This window comes from Paenibacillus sp. GCM10023252 (assembly GCF_042653305.1).
GTDB lineage: Bacteria > Bacillota > Bacilli > Paenibacillales > Paenibacillaceae > Pristimantibacillus.
The window spans coordinates 112459-137254 of sequence record NZ_JBHSHW010000022.1 but is presented as its reverse complement, the minus strand read 5'-3'; the positions used below and the strand labels follow the sequence as shown (position 1 = coordinate 137254).

Here is a 24796-nt window from a genome sequence, read left to right as displayed (position 1 = left end):
CGAGGAGGGTATTCTTAGTGAAGAAGCTTCGGAATAACAAGAACGGCAAGCGTGCGGTTGCCATTGCAACCGCTCTCGTACTGGTAAGTACGCTTCCGGCAGGCGTGTATGCGCAGAGTATGACGGGAGCCATCCCTTATGATCAGGGGTCAGTAAGCTCGGAAGCGGGGGGAGCGGCAGTGGAGAGTGGAAGCGAGAGTGCTCCGGCTAATGTGAAGATTACGAAGGATAAGGCTGTCGCTCTTGCGCGCAAGGCTGTTAGCATCCCGGATGATTATAAGCTGCAAGGGGCGAACTTCTCTACGGACCCTCTCTTCAAGGGTGAGAGAAGCATATGGGGCCTGGAGTTCGTGAACAAGCAGTCGGGCAAGGTGCAAGGTACGATTAGTGTCCGGCTGAACGCTGACAATGGCCAGCTGCTTGGCTTCAACTCATGGGTGAACAATCCGAATGCTAAGCCCTCCTATCCGCTTAAGGTAGATCGGACGAAGGCACAGACTATTGCTCTGGACTTCTTGTCGAAGCAAGCTCCACAGCTTGCTGGACAGGTTATCTTCAACCCGGATTATGGGGTGCAGCTGCTCCCGCCGCTCACAGGTGCGGTCACGCACAGCTTCCGTTACAACCGAGTAGTGGCTGATATTCCATACGTGGATAACTATATGGAGCTTGAAGTGGATAGTGAAGGCCGAGTACTAAGCTACAGCCTGCAGTGGGACGAGACCATTGTATTCCCTAAGGTGGATTCGAAGCTGACAGCGGCTGAAGCGCTTGTGCAGGTGAAGGCGGCATCGAAGCCTGTGCTGAAGTATGTCCTTCCGTATCATGCCAAGGGTGAGCGCAAGCCGATCTTGGGATATGAGATGGATGGCGCGGTCATAGATGCGGTTACGGGCAAGCCAATCCTTCAGCCATATAGGAATCGAGCGGAGCTGTCTGCATCTCCGCTGGACAGCAAGCCGCTCGGAGAGAAGCCGAAGGTGAGCAGCCTGACGGAGAAGGGAGCAGTAGCTGCGGTGGAGGCCGCCTTCAAGCTGCCTGAAGGAGCCGAACTGACGAACTCGAGCTACAATGAATCCGAAGATGAGTATTCAGGTAAGGTTGCCTCGTGGAACCTGAATTGGACCGTGAAGTCGAAGGACGGCAAGGGTGAGGAAGGCGGAGCATGGGCCTCGGTGGATAGCCGAACAGGTACTGTTCGCACCTTCAGTTCGTATTCGAGTGGCAGAGGCGATGGAGCGGCGGCGGTCACCTTGGAGCAGGCGAAGACGAAGGCAATCGAAGTCATTCGCAAGCAGCTTCCGTGGCTCTCTCATGAGCTATATCTCGTTGAGCCGGATAAGGAGCAGTATGAGAACCGCAAGCCGGAGCAGATTCATACGTATGAGATCGGATTCCGGCACAAGGTTAACGGCGCAATCGTTGATTACGACTATGTGAGCGTGGGGATAGATGGCAAGACGGGGCAAGTGAGCGAATTCCACGCGAATATTCAGGATATCGCTTATCCGGAAGCTGCTCCGAAGACACTTACCCCAGCAGAGGCCGTGGCGAAGTGGCTGGAATTCTACCGGGTAGAATTAACTTACCAAGTGAATCATGAATTCTGGTGGGGCGGGAAGCCTATTCCGGTCGAGAAGTATAGACTGATGGTCGCTGCGGGAGAGATTCCAGCTGGCGGTGATTCTTCGGAGGATGCTAAGGAAGAGGCGACGGTCAAGCTGGTATACCGTCTTGTTCCCCGCAACGTAGATGAACCGCTCATCCTGAATGCCGAGTCAGGCCAGTGGGTGAATCGGGATACGGGTGAGGTCACCCAGCTGGAGAAGCCGAAGGCAGCAGATGTGACAGGGCACTGGGCGCAGCGCGAGCTAGAGCTCATGGTCGCTTACAAGGCGCTCGATGTGAAGGATGGCAAGGTCCGGCCGAACGAGATCGTGACGCGGGGCGAGCTGATCAAGATGCTCGTACTGGCGATGAACAGCGGACAGAGGCCGTATCTAGCTATGGACTCATCATCGGAGAAGGTCGGCTTCGGTGATGTAACTTCTACTTCTAATTATTACATCTACGTGCAATCGGCCCTGCAGCAGAACCTGATCGATATCGGTGACGGCTCCTTCAACCCTGAGGGCAAGGTGGACCGGGAAGAGATGGCACAGCTTATCGTCCGGGCGCTCGGGTACAATTCACTGGCTGACTATGAGGAGCTGTTCAACATCTCCTTCAAGGATGCTGCCAAGGTGGAGAGCAAGGGTCAGGCCGCAATTGTCGTGGGGTTGAAAATCATGAGCCTAACGGACGGCAACTTCCGTCCGGACCGTCAAGTGAGCCGCGCCGAGGCATCGGCGGCCTTCTTCCGCTACTTGCAGACTCGTGCGGAGCTCCAAGAGGCTTCCTTGCGCAACTAGTTCTGCGTAGGCTGTTGAAGCGGGGCAGGGAAATGTGCGGCATCAGGAGATTCGATGCTGCAAGCTCCAGTGGTGAAAAATCAAAGCCTTCCCATGCCGCATGACGGCACGGGAAGGTTTTTTTGCACGCAATGATGGGAGGTTCGAATTAGTCCGTCTTCTTCTTGTTGCCCGTGAAGTTACTCACCGACTTCGTATCCTCGAGCGTGTCGTTCACGAACGCCATGTCCTGGTTCTTCGCATGCATATGCGTCGTGCCCTTGTAGTTGCCCTTGTGGCTCTTGTTCTCCAACGTCATGCACCTCCGCCGCTTCATATTGCTGCACCAGCGCTAACCAACCTATCCTTCTAATCGATTCCATCTACCCAGCTCTTGTTGTTAGTCACGGTACTGCCGCAGACCTTGCTCGCTCTCCCTGACTTATTATCTCCGGCCCCGCCTCTCCCATGCGCAACCCAGAGGTTACCTGCCGCCGCGAAGAAGACAGCATCATCATCGTAAGATTAGAGTGGCTCGTGCAAGCTCCTGATGCTTTCTTTGTTGGGGGACCTAGGGTATAATGACGTGAGTATTGTTACTTCGGAGGAAATAGGGGTGTCTTGATCCATGGCTTTGAAGGCTGGAATCGTTGGACTGCCGAACGTCGGCAAGTCCACTTTATTTAATGCAATAACGCAAGCAGGCGCGGAGTCTGCGAACTATCCGTTCTGTACGATCGACCCGAACGTGGGCGTCGTTGAGGTACCGGATGAGCGTCTAGACAAGCTGACCGAGCTGGTGTCACCACAGAAGACCGTGCCGACGGCATTCGAATTCGTTGATATTGCAGGTCTTGTTGCAGGCGCGAGCAAGGGCGAGGGTCTGGGCAATAAGTTCCTCGCACATATTCGCGAAGTGGATGCGATCGTGCATGTTGTGCGGTGTTTTCAAGATGAGAATATTACGCATGTGTCCGGCAAGGTCGATCCGCTGAGCGACATTCAGACGATTAACCTCGAACTTATACTGGCTGATATTGATTCCGTAGACCGCAAGATCGAGCGCAACAAGAAGAATCTGAAGGGCGGGGACAAGAAGGTCGCTCAGGAGCTTGAAGTGCTTGAGCGTATTAAGGAAGCTCTCTACAACGACCAGCCGGCGCGCAGCCTCGAGCTGTCGGAAGACGAGAAGGGACTTGTGCGCGATCTTCACCTGCTGACGATGAAGCCGGTGCTGTATGCGGCGAACGTGAGCGAGGCGGAAGTGAATGATACGGATAATAATCCGTATGTGCAGCAGGTTCGTGAGTTCGCAGCTGGCGAAGCGGCAGAGGTTGTGCCGATCAGCGCGCGCGTAGAAGCGGAGATTGCCGAGCTAGAAGGTGAAGACAAGGAGATGTTCCTTGAGGAGCTGGGGCTCACGGAATCTGGTCTGAACAGACTGATTAAGGCCGCTTACAAGCTGCTTGGCCTATACACCTACTTCACGGCTGGCGTGCAAGAGGTTCGCGCTTGGACGATTCGCAAGGGAACGAAGGCTCCGGGCGCAGCAGGAGTCATTCATACCGACTTCGAGCGCGGCTTCATTCGTGCGGAAGTGGTGTCGTATGAGGATCTGGTCAATGCCGGAACGATGAATGCAGCCCGCGAGCGCGGTCAGCTTCGCCTCGAAGGCAAGGAATATCTCGTGCAGGACGGCGACGTCATGCACTTCCGCTTCAACGTATAGCATAGAATAAGGAAGGCTCGAGGCAGGCATGCGGCTTGCTCGGGCCTTTTTCGACATCGTATGGAAGTGGAAGTGCAATATGTGGCAGTGCAGGTGACCTGTCGAAAAAAACCAGCATCTATGTTATAATAAAGGTTATCATTATGCGAAAAATTAGAGGTGAATGACAGTGTTGGATCGTTTACAAGCGTTGGCCGATCGTTATGATAAGCTGAGTGAGCTGCTGTGTGATCCGGATGTATCGAGCGATCCTAAGAAATTGCGCGATTACTCCAAGGAGCAGTCCGACTTACAGGAATCATATGAAGCCTATACGGAATATAAGCAAGTGGTTGAAGGATTGGAAGAAGCGAAGGTCATGCAGGGTGAGAAGCTCGATGACGAGATGCGCGAGATGGTGAAGATGGAGATCGAGGAGCTGTCGCAGCGCAAGTCGGAGCTCGAAGAGAAGATTCACATTCTGCTGCTGCCGAAGGACCCGAATGACGACAAGAACGTCATCGTGGAGATTCGCGGAGCGGCTGGCGGAGACGAGGCGGCGCTGTTCGCATCGGACCTGTACCGGATGTACACGCGCTATGCGGACAGCAAGGGCTGGCGTGTGGAGCTGATGGACGTGAGCGAGAGCGATCTGGGCGGGTTCAAGGAAGTTATCTTCATGATTAATGGCAAGGGTGCCTACAGCAAGCTGAAGTTCGAGAGCGGTGCGCATCGCGTGCAGCGGATTCCAGCGACGGAGTCGGGCGGACGGATTCATACCTCCACTTCGACGGTAGCGGTTATGCCTGAGGTCGAAGATGTGGAAGTCGAGATTCTGGATAAGGATATCCGGATCGATACGTTCTGCTCCAGCGGCGCGGGCGGGCAGTCCGTTAATACGACGAAGTCGGCGGTTCGTGTGCTTCACGTGCCTACGGGCATCATGGCTACGTGCCAAGATGGCAAGTCGCAGAATGAGAACAAGGCGAAGGCTCTTCAAGTACTGCGCGCACGGATCTCGGATATTCGCCGCCAGGAAGAGGAAGCGAAGTATGCGGGCGAGCGCAAGAGTAAGGTAGGTACGGGTGACCGCAGTGAGCGGATTCGGACGTACAACTACCCGCAGAGCCGCGTGACGGATCATCGGATCGGCCTGACGCTGCACAAGCTGGATTCCGTCATGAACGGGGATATGGAAGAGATTATCTCCTCGCTCACGATCGCGGAACAAGCGGATATAATGGATCGGGAGTCTGTGTAACGGACGGATAAGAACGGTCGATCGTGAGTGAGTAGTGGTGATAAAAAAGGCTAGTGCATAAAGAGTAAAAGAATAGAGGTGAGTGGCTTGATTGGAATAGAAGATTCCTTCCAGCCGCCATTGACACTTAGAGAAGCCTGCTTGCAGGCTTCTTCGTTGTTGGCGGGGCAGGGCGTGGAAGAGCCGCGCTCGAACAGTGAGCTGCTGCTGATGCATCTGCTCGGCATTGACCGCGCGGTGCTGCTGCGCGATGGCGGGGAGAGGGTGCCAGAGGATCGGCTGGCGGAGTGGCGCGCGCTTGTGGCGCGCAAGGCAGCTGGCGAGCCGATTCAGTACATTATCGGCGAGGGGTGGTTCTACGGGCGGCCGTTCACGGTGGCGCCCGCGGTGTTGATCCCGCGGCCGGAGACGGAGCTGCTCGTCGAGGCAGTGATGGAGGCGGCGGACAGGCTGTGGCCGGGAAGCGCGGGTGGAGCTGAAGGTGCTGCGGGGACGGAAGGTGGAGGGGCTGCGCGGGCAGGAGCTGAAGGTGCTGCGGGGGCGGAGGCTGGAGGGGCTGCCGGAGTACTCGGGCAGCCTGCCGTTGAAGCTGTGCCTACGGTGCTGGATGTCGGCACGGGCAGCGGCGCCATCGCCGTGACGCTTGCGGCGCAGCGTCCGGGCTGGCGCCTGTGCGCGTCCGACCTGTCGCCGGACGCGCTGGCTGTCGCCCGCACGAATGCGGTCCGCCATGGGGCGGCGGACCGGATACAGTTCGTGCAGGGCGACCTGCTCGCGCCGTTCCTGCGGCGGCGCGATTCAGGTGTTAACACCGGCGACGGCGGCTGGAGTGCGGCGGGCCTCGCCGTCGACGTGCTGGTCTCCAATCCGCCGTATATTCCGGCGGATGACTTGCCAGGGCTGCAGCGCGAAGTCCGCGACTTCGAGCCGCGTCTCGCGCTGGACGGCGGAGCGGACGGGCTGGACCCGTACCGCCGAATGGCTGCGCAGCTGCCTGAGCTCGCTCAGCTGCCGCGCATTGTTGGCTTCGAGCTTGGCATGGGCCAAGCCCGGGAAGTGGCAGCTCTGCTGCAGGGACTCGGACACTGGGACGAGGTCCGAGTCATCCAGGACTATGCCGGCATCGAGCGGCATGTCCTGGCTGTACGCAGCAACGCGTAGCTCGCTGCGTGTACCGTGGTGAGCGCCGCGGCTTGAGCGCTCCCTCGGCAGGCACATGCTGCTGTGTGTTTGACTTCAGCGCCTCGGGCTCCCGCTCACCCACCGCGAGTTTGTAGCTGCCCACGATGCCAAACAACTAGCCACCTCAAGCGCGTGCAGCATCACAATGTGATGCTATAGCGCCCAACGAGTCACCTCGAGCACCTGCAGCATCACAATGCGATGCTATAGCGCCCAACGAGTCACCTCAAGCGCCTGCAGCATCACAATGTGATGCTATAGCCCTCAACGAGTTACCTCGAGCGCCTGCAGCATCACAATGTGATGCTATAGCCCTCAAAGAGTTACCCCGAGCGCGTGCAGCATCACAATGCGATGCTATAGCGCCCAACGAGTCACCTCAAGCGCCTGCAGCATCACAATGCGATGCTATAGCGCCTAACGAGTCACCTCAAGCGCCTGCAGCATCACAATGTGATGCTATAGCCCTCAACGAGTTACCTCGAGCGCGTGCAGCATCACAATGCGATGCTATAGCTCCTAACGAGTCACCTCGATCGCGTGCAGCATCACAGTGCGATGCTATAACGCCCAACGAGTCACCTAGAGCGCGTGCAGCATCACAATGTGATGCTATAGCCCTCAACGAGTTACCTCGAGCGCCTGCAGCATCACAATGTGATGCTATAGCGCCTAACGAAGTTAGTTTGGACCTGCAGATGCGGAATGCGTCTCAGCAGTCCAGCAGATTGGCTAGTTTGGACCTGCAGAGGCGGAATGCTCCTGCTCAGTTCAGCGAGCGGGTTATCTAGTTTATCCCTGCAGACGCGTAATGCATGCACCTCTCCAACTCTGTCCATCTCCCCAAGACCTCCCCCAATACCCCCCTCCTCACCCTCCCAAACTATTTTCAATAGTTTGATAGAGCTGCTAGGTTTAGATATTCCTCCTCGCGGTCATACTAGGGACATAGACGTTCCGGAACGCAAGCTGCAGCACTGACGGGTGCTCGCGAGAGGAGCTTGTGTATGAACCGCACTTATTCTTCCATCCCTTATGGTGAGTCTTCCCTTAATGTCGCTGCTAGCTCTTCCCTTAACTATAGCTCTTCCTACCAACCGTTCTACCGCAAGCCATCCAGATTCCCATACCGCAAGTCCTATGGCTACCTGGTGTTCCTGCTGCTGCTGCTCGTGATGAGCTGGGAAGCGCAGAAGACTGATGCCGCTGTGGTCAGCGCATCTATTCCTGCTGATGCCATCCGTCTTCGCATTCTAGCCAACTCGGATTCCGCGGTTGATCAAGCGGTGAAGCGCCACGTTCGTGACGCTGTTGTCCAAGCCATGAACAGCTGGGTGACGGGTCCCCAGACGATTGAGGAAGCTCGCAACACTTTACGCACTCATATGCCTGAGATTGAAAATATCGTCCGCGAACAGCTGAACAGCCGCGGCTTCTCTTATAACGCTCATGCTGAGCTGGGCGTGGTTCCTTTTCCAACGAAGATGTACGGTTCGAAAGTGTACCCTGCCGGCAACTATGAAGCGCTGCGCATCACACTAGGGGCAGGCGAAGGCCAGAACTGGTGGTGCGTGCTGTTCCCGCCGCTGTGCTTCATTGATGCGATATCGGGTGAAGCCTCTGCAGCGTCTGCGTCCAGCGACGAAGCTGCAGCAAGTGCTGCTCCAGCTAGCAGCCCTGCCAAGACAGAAGTGAGCAAGGCAGAGCCAGCTGGCAGCGAAGGAGTGGCGCCGGAGCCAAAGTTCTTCCTGTGGGAGATGATTCAAGGGCTGCTCAACTTCATTAAGTCCCTGTTCTAATAGATGTGGTATACTGTGGAATAAACTATGGCATTCGAGGATGATCGATCAATCATGCAATCCATAACCACACAACTATGGCACATTAATAGCTCCTCCTCCCAAGAGGGAGACATTCAGCAATCAGCAAGCCTTCATGAAGCGGCGGTTATGCTTCGTGAGGGGAAGCTGGTTGCTTTTCCAACGGAGACGGTATACGGACTTGGGGCCGATGCTCGCAGTACGCAGGCGGTTCAAGGTATATTCGAGGCGAAGGGGAGGCCTTCGGACAATCCTCTCATCGTTCATATTGGTCGGACCAGCCAGCTCGATGAGCTGGTGCTTCCTTACAGCGGCCTCGCTTCCCGTCTCATGGCAGCGTTCTGGCCTGGACCTCTTACGATGGTGCTGCCTATGCGTGAAGGATCGGTCTCGCCGCTCGTCACAGCTGGGTTATCGACGGTTGCTGTTCGTATCCCCGATCATCCCGTCGCGCTGCAGCTGCTAGAGCTGGCGGGCTGTCCGGTTGCTGCTCCTAGCGCCAATCTCTCAGGACGGCCCAGCCCGACGAAGGCTGAGCATGTGCTGGATGACTTGCGGGGACGGCTGCATGGGGTCGTAGATGGAGGAGCGACGGGAGTTGGGGTGGAGTCGACTGTCATTGAGCTGGTGGATGAGAGGACGGTTCGCATTCTGCGGCCGGGCGGCGTTACCTCGGAGCAGCTGGCGATGATTGCGCAGCATGTGCTGCTCGATGATTCCCACGGAAGTGAGATTCACCCGCAGGAGGTGCAGCAGCATGCAGCAGCAGCGGGTGCGACGGCAACAGGTGCGGCGGCCGAAGCTCCTCGATCCCCGGGCATGAAGTACACCCATTACGCTCCGCAAGGAATGATGGAGGTTGTGCTAGGGAGTCCGGAACAGACCGTTCTATATATTCGTTCCAAAGCAGCCCAAGCCCAAGCATCCGGATACAAAACCGGTATCCTGGCCTTCAACGAACACGCTGCTGGGTACGAGGCTGACCTCATTATAGAAGCTGGAAGTCTGGAGCGTCTGGAAGAAGCGGCGCATCTTCTATATGATGCCTTAAGAGAATTCGACAAGCAGGGCATTCAGATGATCTGGGCCGAAGGCTGCGAGCCGGAGGGCATCGGAATGGCGCTCATGAACCGCATGCTGAAGGCAGCAGGCAACCGGGTGCAGTTGGTGTAGAGTCCTCGCAGCGCGAAGCAGTAGATATTCGCGGTCAACGAGGTGCATAAATGCACCATATGGAGCCGGCCGCCCGCGCTACCCGCGCTGCCCGCACCCCAACGCGCCACACGCGCAGCCGGCACTTCCAGAGCCCCCCAGCTCCCACCCCGCCATCCTACAGCTTGGTCATTTTATCCTGCTCGTCCGCATATGCTCAGGTAGTGAGCTTAAGGCGGATATGGGGGTATGATGAGTGATTGAAGCGAATATACAGACAGGACAGTTCCTAACCTTGCTAATTATGGCCGTCGCGCTCGGTATGGATGCCTTGTCTCTGGGGATTGGAATTGGTCTGAAGGGAATTCGATTACGTGATATAATCAAGCTAAGCACCATCATCGCCCTGTTCCATATTCTAATGCCGCTTCTCGGCATAGTGACGGGTCAGTATGTGAGCGGGCTGCTGGGCCATGTGGCGACGACGGCAGCGGGGGTTCTGCTTATTCTGCTAGGTGGACATATGATCTACAGCTCTCTTCGCGGGGAAGAGGTGCAGTCCTTCGATCACCGTACGCTATGGGGCTCCATCCTATTCGCGCTGAGTGTCAGCATCGACTCCTTCTCGGTTGGTGTCACGCTTGGCATGTTCGCCGCGGATGTATGGCTGACGATCCTATTGTTCGGTCTGCTTGGCGGCCTGATGTCCATCATCGGCTTGCTGATCGGCCGAGAGGTGAGCGGCAACCTGGGCGAATATGGCGAGGCGCTTGGCGGCACGATTCTGTTAACGTTCGGCATTCTATTCATTCTATAACCCATTCCATAACCATAGTCTGGTTCACTGGGCAGAGAGGAGTTCGCACATCATGACACGCGTCCTATTCGTATGTACCGGCAACACTTGCCGATCGCCTATGGCGGAAGCTATGCTGAGGAAGCTGGCGAAGAGCCGGGGCATGAACGTGGAAGTACGCTCAGCAGGAGTATCTACAGTAGACGGGCTTCCGGTATCCTCTCATGCAGCAGCCGTTCTCAGACAGCGCTCGGCCCTGCATCAAGCCTCATCAAGAGCGATCAGCGGGGAGGCTGTCACTTGGGCGGACCTCATCCTTACGATGACCTCGGGGCATAAGCGTACGCTGCTGCAATGGTTCCCTGAGGCGGTGGATAAGGCGCATACTCTCAAGGAATATGTGAACACCGATGATTCCATACTAAGCGACATTACGGAGCTGGAAGGCTTGTATACCGATATGCATATGAAGCAGGTGCTGGGGCAGCAGTTGACCTCGGAAGAGAGAATGCGACTGCTGCAGCTGGAGCGTCGAATTCCGAGCTTCGATATTGGCGATCCGTTCGGCGGCAGTATGGACATGTATATCAGCTGCGCAGATGAGATCGAAGAGAGCCTGAACGCCTTGCTGGACAAGCTGGAGCAGAAGTGACACATTATGGTGATACAGACCGATTGATTTTCACCTGCAATTCCGCTATGATGAGAAGACAATAAGACGGTTTCCGATGTAACTGGCGACGGAAGTGGGTAACCACGGTGGAGCATCGGATCATACGGCCGGTCGCCTGGGCAGAGAGCAGCATGCTGAAGAGCATGTCTTGCTCTTTTTTTCGTCTTTTCGACAATCTTAGGTATAATAAGACCATAAGCAACAACCCTTAAGGAGGTCTATTCCTAATGAAAATCGTAATAGGAGCCGATCACGCCGGCTACCGGTTGAAGGACGAGATTGTTCCCTTCCTGGAATCACTCGGACATACGGTGAAGGATGTGGGCTGCAGCTGCGACCAATCGGTCGATTATCCGGATTATGCTCTGCCGGTCTGTGACCAAGTGGTCAGCGGGGAAGCAGAGCGCGGCATCCTCATCTGCGGGACGGGCATCGGCATGTCGATCGCTGCGAACAAGGTGAATGGCATTCGCTGTGCGCTTGTCCATGACCTGTTCTCGGCGAAGGCGACCCGCGAGCATAATGACACGAATGTACTCGCCATGGGGGAACGCGTCATTGGCCCAGGCGTAGCCCAGGAGATTATCCGCGTATGGCTGGATACCCCGTTCTCCGGCGGAGAACGTCATCTGGGACGAATTAACAAAGTGATGAAGCTCGAAGCAGGGGTGTAACATGAGCCCTAACGGAATTGCCGCACAGGTAGAGACCGTTGTTAGAGAGCTTGCTGCTGCTGGCCGTCTGACCGCAGGACAACTGCTCGTCATCGGTACCAGCACCAGTGAAGTGATTGGCCAGCATATCGGCACTTCCGGCACACTCGAGACGGCATCCGCCATCTTCGCGGGAGTGGAGGCCGTGAGGCAGGACATTGATTTCTTCCCAGTCTACCAATGCTGCGAGCATCTGAACCGGGCTCTCGTGCTCGAGAGAAGCGCTCTTGAGCGTTACGGTCTCGAGGAGGTAGCTGCTGTGCCTGTACCGAAGGCTGGCGGCTCGATGGCCGCCTATGCCTACCGTCATCTTGATCAGGCGTGCTTAGTCGAATCTGTTCAGGCTCATGCCGGTATAGATATTGGCGATACGTTCATCGGCATGCATCTCCGCAAGGTAGCTGTTCCGGTGCGGCCTACCATTCGTACGATTGGGCATGCCCATGTGACGATGGCCGTGACCCGGCCTAAGCTGATCGGCGGAGCAAGAGCGGTCTACCAGCTTCCAGTGGAGGAGTCAGGATCCGCATCAACCTGTGAGTAAGGAATTACTATTATATATTCATACTAGGAGGATTCATTAATTATGGAACATCTACGTAAGCAAGATCCCGAACTGCTGCAAGCACTTGGTCTGGAGCTGCAGCGCCAGCGCGACAACATCGAGCTGATCGCCTCTGAGAATATTGTCAGCGATGCAGTGCTTGAAGCAGCAGGATCAATCCTAACGAACAAGTACGCTGAAGGCTATCCGGGCAAGCGCTACTACGGCGGTTGTGAGCACGTGGATATCGCTGAGGACATTGCCCGCAAGCGTGCGAAGGAGCTATTCGGCGCAGACCATGTCAACGTTCAGCCTCACTCCGGTGCGCAGGCGAACATGGCGGTCTATCTGGCGGCGCTTAAGCCTGGCGACACGGTTCTTGGCATGAACCTTGCGCATGGCGGACACTTGACGCACGGCAGCCCGGTTAATGCATCCGGCTTGCTCTACAACTTCGTCGCTTACGGCGTTAGCGAAGATACGTTCACTATTGATTATGAAGAAGTACGCAAGGCTGCCTTCAAACACCGCCCTCGTATGATCGTTGCCGGTGCCAGCGCGTACCCGCGTATTATCGACTTCGAGAAGCTCGGCCAGATTGCTCAGGATGTAGGCGCGCTGTTCTTCGTCGATATGGCTCATATTGCGGGCCTTGTTGCCGCAGGCCTTCACCCGAGCCCGGTGCCTTATGCTCACTTCGTCACGACAACGACACATAAGACGCTTCGCGGTCCTCGCGGCGGGATGATCATGTGCCGTCAGCCATGGGCGCAAGCGATTGACAAGGCCGTCTTCCCAGGCTCGCAAGGCGGTCCTCTCATGCACATTATCGCGGCTAAGGCCGTTGCCTTCGGCGAAGCGCTGCAGCCGTCCTTCAAGACGTATGCTCAGAATGTCGTGAACAATGCGAAGGTGCTGTCCGAGTCCTTGCTAGCCCAAGGCATTAACATCGTGTCCGGCGGTACAGACAACCACCTGATGCTCGTGGATACGCGCAACCTGAACATTACAGGCAAGGATGCGGAGCATGTCCTTGATGAAGTCGGCATTACCGTGAACAAGAATGCTATACCATTCGACCCGACCTCGCCATTCGTCACGAGCGGTATCCGGATCGGTACGCCAGCCGCGACATCCCGCGGGATGGATGAAGCCGCTATGAAGGTTATTGCTGAAGTCATTGCTATGGTTCTTCGCAATCCGAAGGATGAGCAAGTGCTGTCCAAGGCTCGCGGAATGGTTCGTGACTTGACGGCGAAGTACCCGCTCTATCCTGGTCTGACTTACTAAGATTATCGTCAATTGCCAAGATGTTCAGCTTTCATGGGGGACCCATTCGGTGCTACACTACCGATGGGTCTTTTTTTTTTGATAGTGGTTCTATTTTTTAGGTTGTGGGTATTTGATTTTATAGTATATATTTGCCTGTTTTATAGCAAAGTATAGGTGAACCCACATCAAGATCAATGGGATGAAGGAGAATATCAGTAACACGCACGTGGATAGAAATGTAAGTTAATTCAAGTTATGACCATCTTTCCACAGTGGCGAACGAGAATATTCTAATTGGCGTTTTAACAAATGTTCACCTTTGCGTGATGAATGTTCGGATATTACAGCCTATAATCTTTACGACAACAACAGGCAGCAATTAATTATTTAGTTGATAATGCGTGTTATTATTTTACTAAATATGACAGACGTATTCTAATATTCTGAAAATTACATTTCGTTAACTGAATAACCGCTGTACAGCATTAAAGTAATAAAATAATTAAGTGATTAAACGCTTCGAAGCACTAAAGTGATAAATAAAATAATGACCGAAACAAAAATTAACAGCTGACATATTATTGATAAATAGTTAACATGGTTGTATAGTAAAAAATAAGTAAACATAATTTTGTATGTTTGATCGGAAAGAGTGCTAAGCGTTAGCTCAAGAATATATGCACATTTGTGCCGGACAAGCAGTTGAAGGTACGAACGGATGTATGGGGTCTTGGAGCGAGGTGAGGGATTCTGCCCGCGTAGAACAGACACACAAATGGGAGGATCTAAAGTGAGAACAAGAAAGTCTGCTTACACGTTTTTTGTTGCTTTACTCATTCTTGCGATTGTTGCTGTAGGTTGTACTCCAAAAGAAGAGAACAACGGTGCTAACAACGGCGAGACCGGTGGTAAGGTAGAGAAGAAGGTATTCCGCATGAACCTTCACTCCGAGCCATCCACACTTGATCCTGCACTAATGGAAGACAATGTGTCCGGTACAATTGCAACAGGGATCTACGAAGGTCTTACTCGTAAGGACGAGAACGGCCAATCCATCGCTGGTATGGCTGAGAAGTGGGACGTCTCTGAAGACGGCCTGACTTACACCTTCCATATGCGTGAAGACGCGAAGTGGAGCAACGGTGACAAAGTTACCGCTAACGACTTCGAGTTCTCTTGGAAACGTGCCCTAGACCCAGCAACAGGTTCCACTTATTCGTACCAGTTCTACTACATCAAGGGTGCACAAGAGTATAACGAAGGCAAAGTGAAGACAGCTGACGAAGTGGGCATTAAGGCTACTGACGAGAAGACGCTTGTCGTTACCTTGAAATCGCCGACTCCATACTTCTTGAGCCTTACCTCGTTCTACACGTACTACCCAGAGCATCAGTCCATTAAGGACAACGAAGCATGGGCAGCTGAAGCTGAGACCATCATTACGAACGGTCCATTCAAGCTTAAGGCTTGGGAGCACAGCGTATCTATCGACCTAGAGCCAAGTGAGCACTACTACGCGGCTGACGAGATCAAGCTTGCAGGCGTTCACTTCTCTATGATTCCAGATTCAGCAACTGAGCTTGCCACTTATGAGACAGATGAGCTGGATTACACAGGTAAGCCGACTGGCGAGATTCCTGCCGAGCAGATTGCTGTCCTGAAGGAATCCAAGAAGGACGAGATCTTCACTAAGGGGATTGCAAGCTCGTACTACTACCAGTTCAATACGCAAGAAGCTCCATTCAAGAGTGTGAAGGTTCGTAAAGCACTAGGTATGGCAATTGATCGTCAAGCGATTGTTGAGAGTGTAACGATGGCTGGCGAAGTTCCTTCCTTCGGCTTCGTACCTCCTGGTATTACTGGTGTTGAGAAGCAATACCGTGAAGAGATTAAGGACGACTTCTTCAAGGAAGACGCTGCTGAAGCGAAGAAGCTGCTAGCAGAAGGTCTTAAGGAGCAAGGTCTGGACAAGTTCCCTAAGGTTACTGTAATTTTCAATACAAGTGACGGTCACAAGAAGATTGCTGAAGCAATCGTTGAGATGTGGCGTCAGAACCTCGGTATCGAAGTAGGTATCGAGAACCAAGACTTCCCTGTTCTTCTGAAGAACCGTACAGCGATGAACTACCAGATTGCACGCGCAGGCTGGGGAGCAGACTATAACGATCCAATGACTTACCTGGATATGTTCGTTACGAATGGTACTCAGAACAATACAGGCTTCGCTTCCGCTGAATACGATTCTCTGATCAAGAAGGCTTACAGCACAGATGATCAGAAGGTACGTATGGATGCTCTAAGCAAGGCTGAGAAGATCTTGATGGATGAAATGCCGATTATGCCGATCTACTACTACAGCAACGTGTATATGGTCAAGCCAGGCTTGAAGAACATCGTTACGGACTACAAAGGCGATGTCGATTACACTAGAGCTTACTTCGAGGCAAAATAGTCATCCTTCCAGCACCTGAAGCTAGGGATATATGCGGGGTGCCGCATATATCCCTTTCTTGTTGCAAATAGCATGAGACAAGGTTGAATATCGATTTTTATATTCTATAAGGAGGTGTCCATTGCGTTGATTAAATATATATCCAAGAAGTTTCTATCTATGATTGCTTCTTTGTTTGTACTTGCGTCGGCCACCTTCTTCCTCATGAAGGCAATACCCGGCGACCCGTTCGTTAGAGAAAAAGCGATACCTGAAAAAATTCGAGAAAATCTGCTCGCGATGTATGGCCTTGATCAGCCCGTATGGAAGCAGTATCTGATGTATTTGAACAACCTGATTCATGGTGACTTCGGTATATCCATGAAATATCAATATCGGACAGTTGCGAAAATTATAAGCGAGAGCTTTGTATATTCACTCCAGATAGGTATTTTTGCTATCATTCTGGCAGTTGCTATGGGCCTGATATTAGGCATTATTGCAGCTCTTAACCATCGGAAGTTCTTAGACAGCTTCACGATCTTCATTGCAGTACTGGGTGTGTCTATTCCTAACTTCCTAGTTGCATCGATCTTGCAGTATTTCTTGGGAAGCAAGCTTCGTCTGCTTGATGTTCAAGGTCTTAATGACCCAACAGACTTCATTATGCCAGTCCTAGCGTTATCCTTCTTACCTGCAGCCTTCATCGCCAGACTGACTCGATCGACGATGCTGGAAGTATTGTCTGCGGATTATATTAAGACTGCCAGATCCAAGGGCTTGAGCGGGCGAATCATTCTCATTCGTCATGCGCTTCGCAATGCGATCTTGCCAGTCGTAACCTACATTGGCCCTATGACAGCCAATATCATTACCGGCTCAGTTGTTGTGGAGAAGATCTTCAGTATTGGAGGTCTAGGCAAACACTTTGTCGACAGTATTTCTAACCGTGACTATACGCTCATTATGGGGCTTACTTTATTCTATGGAATCATTCTGATGGTTGCTCGATTCTTGACCGATGTCGCTTACGGCTTCGTTGATCCGAGAATTAAGCTGTCCAGAGGGAAAGGAGGTTGACCGGTGGAAAATAAAACATTCGATGCTTCACAGTTCAAGAAACTGAACAAGGATGAGAAGAAACCCGAAGTAATCGTGCGTGAGAGCATATCGGCGTGGAAAGACGCATGGCTTCGTCTCCGCTCCAGCAAGATTGCCATGTTCTCTCTTATTGTGATATTGCTTGTATCATTAGCTGCTATTCTCGGACCTATCATCTCCGAACAGGACTATCGTACGAACCACCTTACTGAGAAAAATCTAGGACCATCGGCCACCTACTGGTTCGGAACCGATGACCTCGGGCGGGACTTGTTCACAAGAACATGGATGGGTACAGGAATATCTCTGCAGGTTGGTCTGTATGCTGCATTGGCTGACCTTATTCTAGGCGTTATTATCGGCGGTATTATGGGATACTTCGGCGGTCGTGTAGATGAGGTGCTTAACCGCATCTGTGAGATTCTATACTCCATTCCGAATATGCTGATCGTTATATTGTTCATCGTTGTTCTTAATCCGAGTATGTTCACGATTGTATTAGCCTTAAGTATAACCGGCTGGATTAGTATGGCCTGGATCGTTCGAGGCCAGATTATGCAGCTTAAGAATCAAGAGTACGTCCTTGCGTCTCAAGCACTAGGTGCGGGTGCTCCGCGCATTCTATTCAGGCATCTGATTCCGAATGCAATGGGACCTATTATCGTTACGCTTACTCTGACTGTGCCAAGTGCGATATTCGCTGAAGCGTTCCTAAGCTTCCTGGGCCTTGGTGTGCAATCGCCTGCGGCCTCACTGGGTACGATGATTAATGACGCAGTTAAGACCTGGCAGCTATACCCGTGGAGAATGATTTTCCCGGCGGGTGTCCTAAGTATAACTATGCTTTGCTTTAATATATTCGGAGACGGTCTTAGAGACGCACTCGATCCGAAGATGAAGAAGTAGGAGGTGGAATAGATGGAACGGATACTTGATGTCCAAGATCTTCGTGTGAACTTCAAGGTACGCGGCGGAATCGTCCAAGCGGTACGCGGCGTTAACTTTCATGTGAATAAAGGCGAGACCGTAGCTATCGTCGGGGAGTCCGGCTGCGGCAAGTCGGTTACGGCTCAATCGTTAATGCGGCTCATTCCTTCGCCGCCTGCGCATATGACGGGATCGATTATGTTCAAGGGCTCCGACATCCTGAAGAAGACGGATAAGCAGATGGAAGCCATACGGGGCAATGAGATGGGCATGATCTTCCAGGATCCTATGACCTCTCTGAACCCGACGCTGACGATTGGCCGTCAGATTACAGAAGGGTTAATCAAGCACCAGGGCATGAACGACAAGCAGGCGAATGCCCGTGCGATTGAGATGCTGCAGCTGGTCGGAATACCGAATGCGGCAGAGCGCGTGAAGCAATTCCCTCATCAATTCTCAGGCGGTATGCGCCAGCGGGCGATGATTGCCATTGCGCTTGCGTGCAATCCTGCTCTGCTCATCGCGGATGAGCCGACTACGGCGCTCGATGTAACGATTCAAGCTCAGATTATGACCGTGATGAAGGATGTTCAGCAGAAGCTGGGCACGTCCATCATTCTCATTACGCATGACCTCGGCGTTGTAGCAGATATGTGCGATCGCGTGATCGTTATGTATGCGGGCAAGGTCGTGGAGACCGGTACGAAGTGGGAGATATTCAAGAACCCTCAGCACCCTTATACAAGAGGTCTCCTTCGCTCCGTACCGCGTCTGGATCAGAAGAAGAACGAACCGCTTATTCCGATCTACGGTATGCCGCCGGATCTAATTAAGCCGCCAGCAGGCTGCTCGTTCTGCGCTCGCTGCGACGACGCTATGCGCGTGTGCCTGGATAACGATCCTGAGCTGCTTCCTGTAGCGAAGGGCGACGGACATGCTGCGGCATGCTGGCTGTCTCATCCACTCGCACAAGGGGAGGTGACTGCATGAGTACGCCTCTATTAGAAGTCAATAATCTCGTGAAGTCCTTCAATATCGGCGGCGGCAACACGCTGCATGCAGTGAATGATATCTCCTTCACGATCGGCAAGGGCGAGACGCTTGGCGTCGTTGGGGAATCCGGCTGCGGCAAGTCTACGGCCGGCCGTACCATTCTTCGTCTCTATGAGCCGACCAGCGGTACCGTGAAGTTCGGCGGAACGGACATTACGAAGCTGTCCGGTTCGAAGATGAAGGCTCTGCGCCGCGATATGCAGATGATTTTCCAGGATCCGTATGCTTCGCTCAATCCGCGTATGACGATTACCGATGTGATCGGGGAAGCGCTGGACATTCATAACCTGGTGAACAGCCGTCAGGAACGGAAGAAGAAGGTCGAGGAGATGCTGGATCTGGTTGGGCTTAACCCTGACCATGCCACTCGCTATCCGCATGAATTCTCCGGCGGTCAGCGGCAGCGGATCGGGATTGCCCGCGCGCTAGCCGTTAATCCGCAGTTCATCATTGCCGATGAGCCAATCTCCGCGCTGGACGTATCGATTCAAGCCCAGGTCGTGAACCTGATGCAGAATCTGCAGCGCAAGATGGGCCTGACGTATATGTTCATTGCCCATGACTTATCTATGGTGAAGCATATTAGTGACCGTGTAGCGGTTATGTACCTGGGTAAGGTGATTGAGATTGCGGAGAGCGCGGAGCTCTATGCGAATCCTTCCCACCCTTATACACGTGCGCTGCTGTCCGCGATTCCGATTCCGGATCCGGAGATTGAAGCGACTCGTGAACGCATCGTCTTGAAGGGTGACCTGCCAAGTCCGGTTAACCCGCCGAGCGGCTGCCACTTCCGTACGCGCTGTCCACTCGCGACAGAGCTGTGCTCGAAGGTAGAGCCGCCTCTGGTTGAGATGAAGAGCGGTCACTTGGCTGCTTGCCACTACGCTTCGGCGTAAGGGTCGTCAAGCGGATTGCTATGGAATGGCTCCGCCGTCTTGAAGGCGGCGTGAGCTTGGTAAGTTAGGAAGCACTCTGTTCAGCCTGCAAGGAGCTGGACGGGGTGCTTCCTATTTTTTTGCTAAGGCGCTGACTTATTCGTGAGGTTCCTATGTTAAGATATGGGTAAATGGTGCATGGTATAGAGGAGGGCGAGAATGATGATCGGATTCACGCTGGTTATTGTATTCCTGTTCGTAGCGATACTTATTGGTGTAGTAGCGAAGTCTGCCGGAGGCAATCAGGGGCGCGGCGGATATATCGGGGGGAACTATCGACCAGTAAGGAGCGGAAGTATGGCAGCCCCATGGAGTGATGGGACGCCTCCTGCTGCACTAGGAGTTCCGGAAGGCCATCCTGCGAGGATGGCTGCTGAGCGGCTGGAAGCTGCACTGGGTCTAGACATGGAAGCGAGAGTCAAGGATCGGATCCTGAGGAAGCATACTCGCATGCAGGACAAGGAATGGGAGTGGACGTGGTTCGAGCTGAAGCGATTCTTCCTGCTGTGCGGGGTATTGCGCGGCGTGCCGATGTACAGCAGCAAGGTGGATGAGGTCTGGCATGAGATGCTGATGTTCACACGGGAATATGAGCAGTTCTGTAAGCAATTCACGGGCGATACGATTCATCATGCTCCCCACGGAGCTGAGGTGCAGCCAGATCAGGGAGAGCGTGCGCTGTTCGACTGGGCCTACGGCGAGCTGTTCGAGCAGGCACCGGCCAGCGGCCGTCTGTGGGGTGCATTCTACCGGACGCCGATGTCGGCTTCGAGGCTGCAGGAGCTGGATAGCCTGAGCGCCGATGAGCTGCGTATGCGCTGGTTCAACAGCAAGGCGTATGAAGCGAAGCCGGAGCTTCGGCAAGCGATTGATTATATGGTGGACCGAGTGAGAAGGCAGCATGCGGCTGCGAAGGAGCCTGCTCAGGGTGAGAGCTTCTCACGCGATCGGATTCACGATTCCTTCTCAAGAGATGCAGGGATGACGACAGGTCTGCTGTCGGGCTTGCTCATCATGAACTCGGTGCAATCGCCGAGTGCCTTCCAACAAGAGATGGATGGGGCGCAGACGGAGGAGGAGCGCAAGGCGAACAGCGGCTGCGGAAGCAGCTCAAGCTGCAGTGTACACGATGACAGCTCGGATAGCAGAGGTGATCAAGGCGGCAGCGGCAATGACGGCGGTGCGGGCAGCTCTTGCAGCAGCGGCAGCGACGGAGGAAGCTCGGGCAGCGGCGGTGGCAGCTCCTGCGGCGGCTCGTCCTGCGGTGGAGGGGGAGGCTGCGGCGGCGGGAGCTAGGTGTTGGTTTCTTTTTTTCTCACCAAGTTGCCTATTTTCCGAAGATGCAGTCTGTCCTCTACAATGCTATAATAATACGGATGTTCTCCGGCAAGGGGAAAATCAACCGAATTCAATAAGAGCCATTGCAGGCATACAGGAGGAACATGCTCCATGAGTAAATTGGTCATCTGCGACCATCCCTTGATTCAGCATAAGCTGACGTTCATCCGGGACAAGAATACGATAACGAAGGACTTCCGTGAGCTGGTGGATGAAGTAGCCACGTTGATGGCTTATGAGATTACACGGGATATCCCGCTCGACACGATCAAGGTACAGACCCCAGTAACGGAGACGGAAGCCAAGGTGGTATCCGGCCGGATGCTCGGTCTTGTGCCTATTCTTCGCGCGGGGCTGGGCATGGTGGAAGGGATCTTGAAGCTCATCCCATCGGCGAAGGTAGGACATATTGGACTGGCGCGTGATCATGAGACGCTGCTGCCGAAGGAGTATTATATTAATCTGCCGACGGATGCGCCGGAACGCCTCTTGATCGTAATTGATCCGATGCTGGCGACAGGCGGATCCGCGAATGCGGCAATTGATTCGCTGAAGAGCCGGAACTGCGACCAGATTAAGCTCATGTGCTTAATTGCTGCACCCGAAGGGGTGAAGGCGGTCCAGGAACGCCATCCTGATGTAGATATCTACATCGCAGCGCTGGATGAGCGCTTGAATGATAAGGGATATATCGTCCCGGGTCTTGGCGATGCCGGAGACCGGATGTTCGGTACGAATTAGTAACTAGCATGAGGAGTGAGAGATCAGGATGTCTAAGCTTAAGGTAATGACCATCTTCGGGGTGCGCCCGGAAGCGATTAAGATGGCTCCGCTCATCTTGGAGCTGCAGAAGCATCCCGAAGAGATTGAATCGATTGTATGCGTAACAGCCCAGCATCGCCAGATGCTCGATCAAGTGCTGGAAGTGTTCAACATTACGCCTGACTATGACCTGGACGTAATGAAGGATCGCCAGACGCTGAATGAGATTACAATTCGCGTGCTCCAGGGGCTGGAGCCCGTGCTACGCGAGGCGAAGCCGGATATCGTGCTCGTACACGGCGATACGCTGACGACGTTCCTCGCGAGCTATGCTTCCTTCCTCCAGCAGATTAAGGTTGGCCATGTGGAGGCAGGCCTTCGGACATGGAACAAGCTGTCGCCTTATCCGGAGGAGATGAACCGCCAGCTGACAGGTGTCCTTGCAGACGTTCACTTCGCACCGACGGATTGGTCGGCCGGCAATCTGCTCAAGGAGAACAAGTCGGAGGAGCAGGTCTATGTGACGGGCAATACTGTAACGGACGTGTTCCAATATACGGTGAAGCCGGACTTCGCGCATCCTGTGCTCGAATGGGCGGAGGGGAAGCGTCTTATTCTAATGACCGCCCATCGCCGGGAATCGCAGGGTGAGCCGCATCGTCAGATCTTCCGTGCCGTACGACGTATAGCTGATGAGTTCGAGGATGTCGCGATTGTGTATCCAGTTCATCCAAGCCCGGCCGTTCGCGAGCCGGCGCAGGAGCTGCTCGGCGACCATCCGCGTATTAAGCTGATTGATCCGCTGGATGTCGTCGATCTTCATAACTTCTACCCGCACACCCACCTCATTCTGACGGACTCCGGCGGATTGCAGGAAGAGGCGCCTTCCTTCGGTGTTCCTGTGCTTGTCCTGCGGGATACAACGGAGCGTCCAGAGGGAGTCGGAGCAGGTACGCTGGAGCTTGTAGGTACCGATGAGCATGCGGTATACGACAGGACTCATGCTTTATTGACAGACTCGCAGCTATACGACAAGATGAGCGAAGCCGCTAATCCTTACGGGGATGGACAAGCGTCAGTCCGAATCGTGCAGGCGATCCTGCATCATTTTGGCAGAAGAGACCAGCGCCCGGATTCGTTCACACAACGTTCATAGTTCCTGCATGAAGATACGGATGCCAGCCTAATCTACAGCATACAGTGCTACTGTACGGTTTGGCTGGCTAAGAACACTAGTGATATCAAGGCTTCTCAGCCTTTTGTTCACGGAATGTTTGCAGTTATTACAATTGACAAACCTTGCAACGCTTCGATAAAATATATGAGGATTGACAGGGGTAGACCATGAACAAGAAGAGCAATAAGGATAATCCGCTCATAGCCGCTGGCTTGGTCGGAGTGATGGGAATTTCTGTCGTTATTTGTATCTTTTTGGGTTACTTGATTGGTTCATATGCCGGAGACCGCTTAGGCGGAGAGAAGGCGTGGATCGTTGGAGGAATTCTTGTTGGTCTGGCTGTCGGCATTCTCTCAGCCATCATGCTGGTGAAGAAGGTTCTGGAGGACACCGATGGATAACATCATGAAGACTGCAATGCAGGCTGTTCTGGCCATTGTAACCGCTTGTCTGCTTCTATGGGCGCTCTTGCCTGACTTGCGGACGGTTGCAGCAGGCATAATAGTCGGTCTGGCAGCAAGTTCCATGAATGCGCTTTTGCTGAGGCGCCGGGCTGAGATGGTTGGCCATGCGGCAGCAGGGCAAGGGAAGCGAAGAATGGGACTTGGATTAGGCAGCCGTATAGCTATGATTCTCTTAGCCACTATGGTTGCTTATAAGAACCCGGAAACGCTTCATCTCCCTTCCGTGCTCGCAGCTTCAATCGTCGTCCCTCTCCTGGTATTGGCATCAGCTTATTATCACAATAGTCGTCAATCTTAGCGGAAAGGGGTGAAACAATTACATGCATGAATTTCCCATAGTACCAGTTGAACTAGGTGGCTTGACGCTCAACTTAGACCTCTCTGCCATCCTGGCTATACTGGTATCGTGTGTGGTCACATTCTTGATTGCACGTCTGGCTGTCAGCAATCTGTCGGTAAGCAATCCGTCCAAGATGCAGAACTTCCTGGAATGGGTCGTTGACTTCGTTCACAACACGATTGCGAGCACGATGCCGCTGAACAAGGTTAAGCCTTACCTGTCGCTCGGTATGACGCTCATTATGTTCATCTTCGTCTCCAACCTGCTCGGCTTGCCGCTGGGTGTGGTAACGGAAGTGGACAAGCCGATTGAGTGGCTTCATATTACCGAAGAAGATATTAAGGTTGCAGAAGAGAACCACGAGCACATCGCGATCGCTTGGTGGAAGTCGCCAACTGCTGACCTCTCGGTTACAGCCGGCCTCGCGCTTATCGTCTTCGTTATGATTCACTTCTTAGGTCTGAAGCTGAACCGGAAGTACTACTTGAAGCACTACTTCGAGCCGTTCCCGGTATTCTTCCCGCTTAACCTGATCAAGGAGATCGCGAAGCCGATTACACTGTCGCTTCGTCTCTATGCCAACATCTTTGCCGGTGAGGTTCTCATCTCTACGATTCTGATGCTAGGCATTATCGGTACGCCGTTCTTGATTGCATGGCAGGCTTTCAGTATTTTCGTAGGTGCGATTCAGGCGTTCCTGTTCACTATTCTAACGATGGTGTACATCTCGCAAGCGACGATCCACGACGAGCATTAA

General features: G+C 53.6%; 23 protein-coding genes and 1 riboswitch. Of the genes, 22 read left to right on the top strand and 1 reads right to left on the bottom strand.

The genetic code is table 11. From position 1 onward, the window contains the following. The first annotated feature begins 17 nt into the window (after positions 1-17). Positions 18-2411: a YcdB/YcdC domain-containing protein gene (locus tag ACFO9Q_RS13960; protein ID WP_379183005.1), complete on the top strand. Its 2394-nt coding sequence runs from the start codon at positions 18-20 to the stop codon at positions 2409-2411. Positions 2412-2559: 148 nt separating this feature from the next. Here ACFO9Q_RS13960 and ACFO9Q_RS13955 read toward each other — a convergent pair whose 3' ends face one another. Beyond that, positions 2560-2703 (bottom strand): hypothetical protein, encoded by a 144-nt coding sequence (locus ACFO9Q_RS13955; RefSeq protein ID WP_379183003.1) that lies wholly within the window; start codon positions 2701-2703, stop codon positions 2560-2562. Between the two features lie 315 nt (positions 2704-3018). Here ACFO9Q_RS13955 and ychF point away from each other — a divergent pair, with 315 nt between their 5' ends. The 21 genes from ychF to atpB all read left to right on the top strand — a co-directional run bounded on the left by ychF (position 3019) and on the right by atpB (position 24796). Continuing rightward, positions 3019-4119, top strand: coding sequence for a redox-regulated ATPase YchF (gene ychF, locus ACFO9Q_RS13950; protein ID WP_379183001.1), 1101 nt, complete (start codon positions 3019-3021; stop codon positions 4117-4119). Between the two features lie 169 nt (positions 4120-4288). Then, positions 4289-5359: a peptide chain release factor 1 gene (gene prfA, locus ACFO9Q_RS13945; protein ID WP_379182999.1), complete on the top strand. Its 1071-nt coding sequence runs from the start codon at positions 4289-4291 to the stop codon at positions 5357-5359. Positions 5360-5446: 87 nt separating this feature from the next. Continuing rightward, on the top strand, positions 5447-6520 hold the full coding sequence (locus ACFO9Q_RS13940; protein WP_379182997.1) for a N5-glutamine methyltransferase family protein: 1074 nt from the start codon (positions 5447-5449) through the stop codon (positions 6518-6520). Positions 6521-7548: 1028 nt separating this feature from the next. Further along, positions 7549-8340 carry a stage II sporulation protein R gene (gene spoIIR / locus ACFO9Q_RS13935; protein ID WP_379182995.1) on the top strand — a complete coding sequence of 264 codons (792 nt, stop codon included), beginning with the start codon at positions 7549-7551 and terminating at the stop codon, positions 8338-8340. Positions 8341-8394: 54 nt separating this feature from the next. Continuing rightward, positions 8395-9534 (top strand): L-threonylcarbamoyladenylate synthase, encoded by a 1140-nt coding sequence (locus tag ACFO9Q_RS13930; protein WP_379182993.1) that lies wholly within the window; start codon positions 8395-8397, stop codon positions 9532-9534. Positions 9535-9769: 235 nt separating this feature from the next. After that, positions 9770-10330, top strand: coding sequence for a manganese efflux pump MntP family protein (locus ACFO9Q_RS13925; protein WP_379182991.1), 561 nt, complete (start codon positions 9770-9772; stop codon positions 10328-10330). Between the two features lie 52 nt (positions 10331-10382). Further along, positions 10383-10961 carry a low molecular weight protein arginine phosphatase gene (locus ACFO9Q_RS13920; RefSeq protein WP_379182989.1) on the top strand — a complete coding sequence of 193 codons (579 nt, stop codon included), beginning with the start codon at positions 10383-10385 and terminating at the stop codon, positions 10959-10961. 68 nt (positions 10962-11029) lie between these two features. Further along, positions 11030-11110, top strand: a riboswitch (ZMP/ZTP riboswitch). A gap of 99 nt (positions 11111-11209) precedes the next feature. After that, positions 11210-11656 (top strand): ribose 5-phosphate isomerase B, encoded by a 447-nt coding sequence (rpiB, locus tag ACFO9Q_RS13915; RefSeq protein ID WP_379182987.1) that lies wholly within the window; start codon positions 11210-11212, stop codon positions 11654-11656. 1 nt (position 11657) lies between these two features. Further along, positions 11658-12239: a TIGR01440 family protein gene (locus tag ACFO9Q_RS13910; protein WP_379182985.1), complete on the top strand. Its 582-nt coding sequence runs from the start codon at positions 11658-11660 to the stop codon at positions 12237-12239. Positions 12240-12281: 42 nt separating this feature from the next. After that, positions 12282-13529, top strand: a complete 1248-nt coding sequence (gene glyA, locus ACFO9Q_RS13905; RefSeq protein WP_379182983.1) for a serine hydroxymethyltransferase — start codon at positions 12282-12284, stop codon at positions 13527-13529. Between the two features lie 772 nt (positions 13530-14301). Continuing rightward, a complete protein-coding gene (locus ACFO9Q_RS13900) occupies positions 14302-15963 on the top strand; it encodes a peptide ABC transporter substrate-binding protein (protein ID WP_379182981.1) in 1662 nt (553 codons plus the stop codon). Positions 15964-16089: 126 nt separating this feature from the next. After that, on the top strand, positions 16090-17022 hold the full coding sequence (locus ACFO9Q_RS13895; protein ID WP_379182979.1) for an ABC transporter permease: 933 nt from the start codon (positions 16090-16092) through the stop codon (positions 17020-17022). Positions 17023-17025: 3 nt separating this feature from the next. After that, positions 17026-17949: an ABC transporter permease gene (locus tag ACFO9Q_RS13890; protein WP_379182977.1), complete on the top strand. Its 924-nt coding sequence runs from the start codon at positions 17026-17028 to the stop codon at positions 17947-17949. A 12-nt stretch (positions 17950-17961) separates the two neighbouring features. Further along, positions 17962-18960 (top strand): ABC transporter ATP-binding protein, encoded by a 999-nt coding sequence (locus ACFO9Q_RS13885; protein ID WP_379182975.1) that lies wholly within the window; start codon positions 17962-17964, stop codon positions 18958-18960. Further along, positions 18957-19919: an ABC transporter ATP-binding protein gene (locus ACFO9Q_RS13880; protein WP_379182973.1), complete on the top strand. Its 963-nt coding sequence runs from the start codon at positions 18957-18959 to the stop codon at positions 19917-19919. Before ACFO9Q_RS13885 ends, ACFO9Q_RS13880 begins: the two co-directional genes overlap by 4 nt. Before the next feature lie 198 nt (positions 19920-20117). Beyond that, complete coding sequence (locus ACFO9Q_RS13875) at positions 20118-21254, top strand: hypothetical protein (RefSeq protein WP_379182971.1); 1137 nt, start codon at positions 20118-20120, stop codon at positions 21252-21254. A gap of 153 nt (positions 21255-21407) precedes the next feature. Continuing rightward, complete coding sequence (gene upp, locus ACFO9Q_RS13870) at positions 21408-22037, top strand: uracil phosphoribosyltransferase (RefSeq protein ID WP_379182969.1); 630 nt, start codon at positions 21408-21410, stop codon at positions 22035-22037. Between the two features lie 28 nt (positions 22038-22065). Next, the gene (gene wecB / locus ACFO9Q_RS13865; protein WP_379182967.1) at positions 22066-23214 is read left to right on the top strand and encodes a non-hydrolyzing UDP-N-acetylglucosamine 2-epimerase; all 1149 of its coding nucleotides are present in this window, start codon (positions 22066-22068) and stop codon (positions 23212-23214) included. 188 nt (positions 23215-23402) lie between these two features. Then, the gene (locus tag ACFO9Q_RS13860; protein ID WP_379182965.1) at positions 23403-23636 is read left to right on the top strand and encodes an AtpZ/AtpI family protein; all 234 of its coding nucleotides are present in this window, start codon (positions 23403-23405) and stop codon (positions 23634-23636) included. Continuing rightward, entirely contained in the window at positions 23629-23997 is a 369-nt protein-coding gene (locus ACFO9Q_RS13855; RefSeq protein ID WP_379182962.1) for an ATP synthase subunit I, read from the top strand. Before ACFO9Q_RS13860 ends, ACFO9Q_RS13855 begins: the two co-directional genes overlap by 8 nt. A 22-nt stretch (positions 23998-24019) precedes the next feature. Next, on the top strand, positions 24020-24796 hold the full coding sequence (gene atpB, locus ACFO9Q_RS13850) for a F0F1 ATP synthase subunit A (protein WP_379182960.1): 777 nt from the start codon (positions 24020-24022) through the stop codon (positions 24794-24796).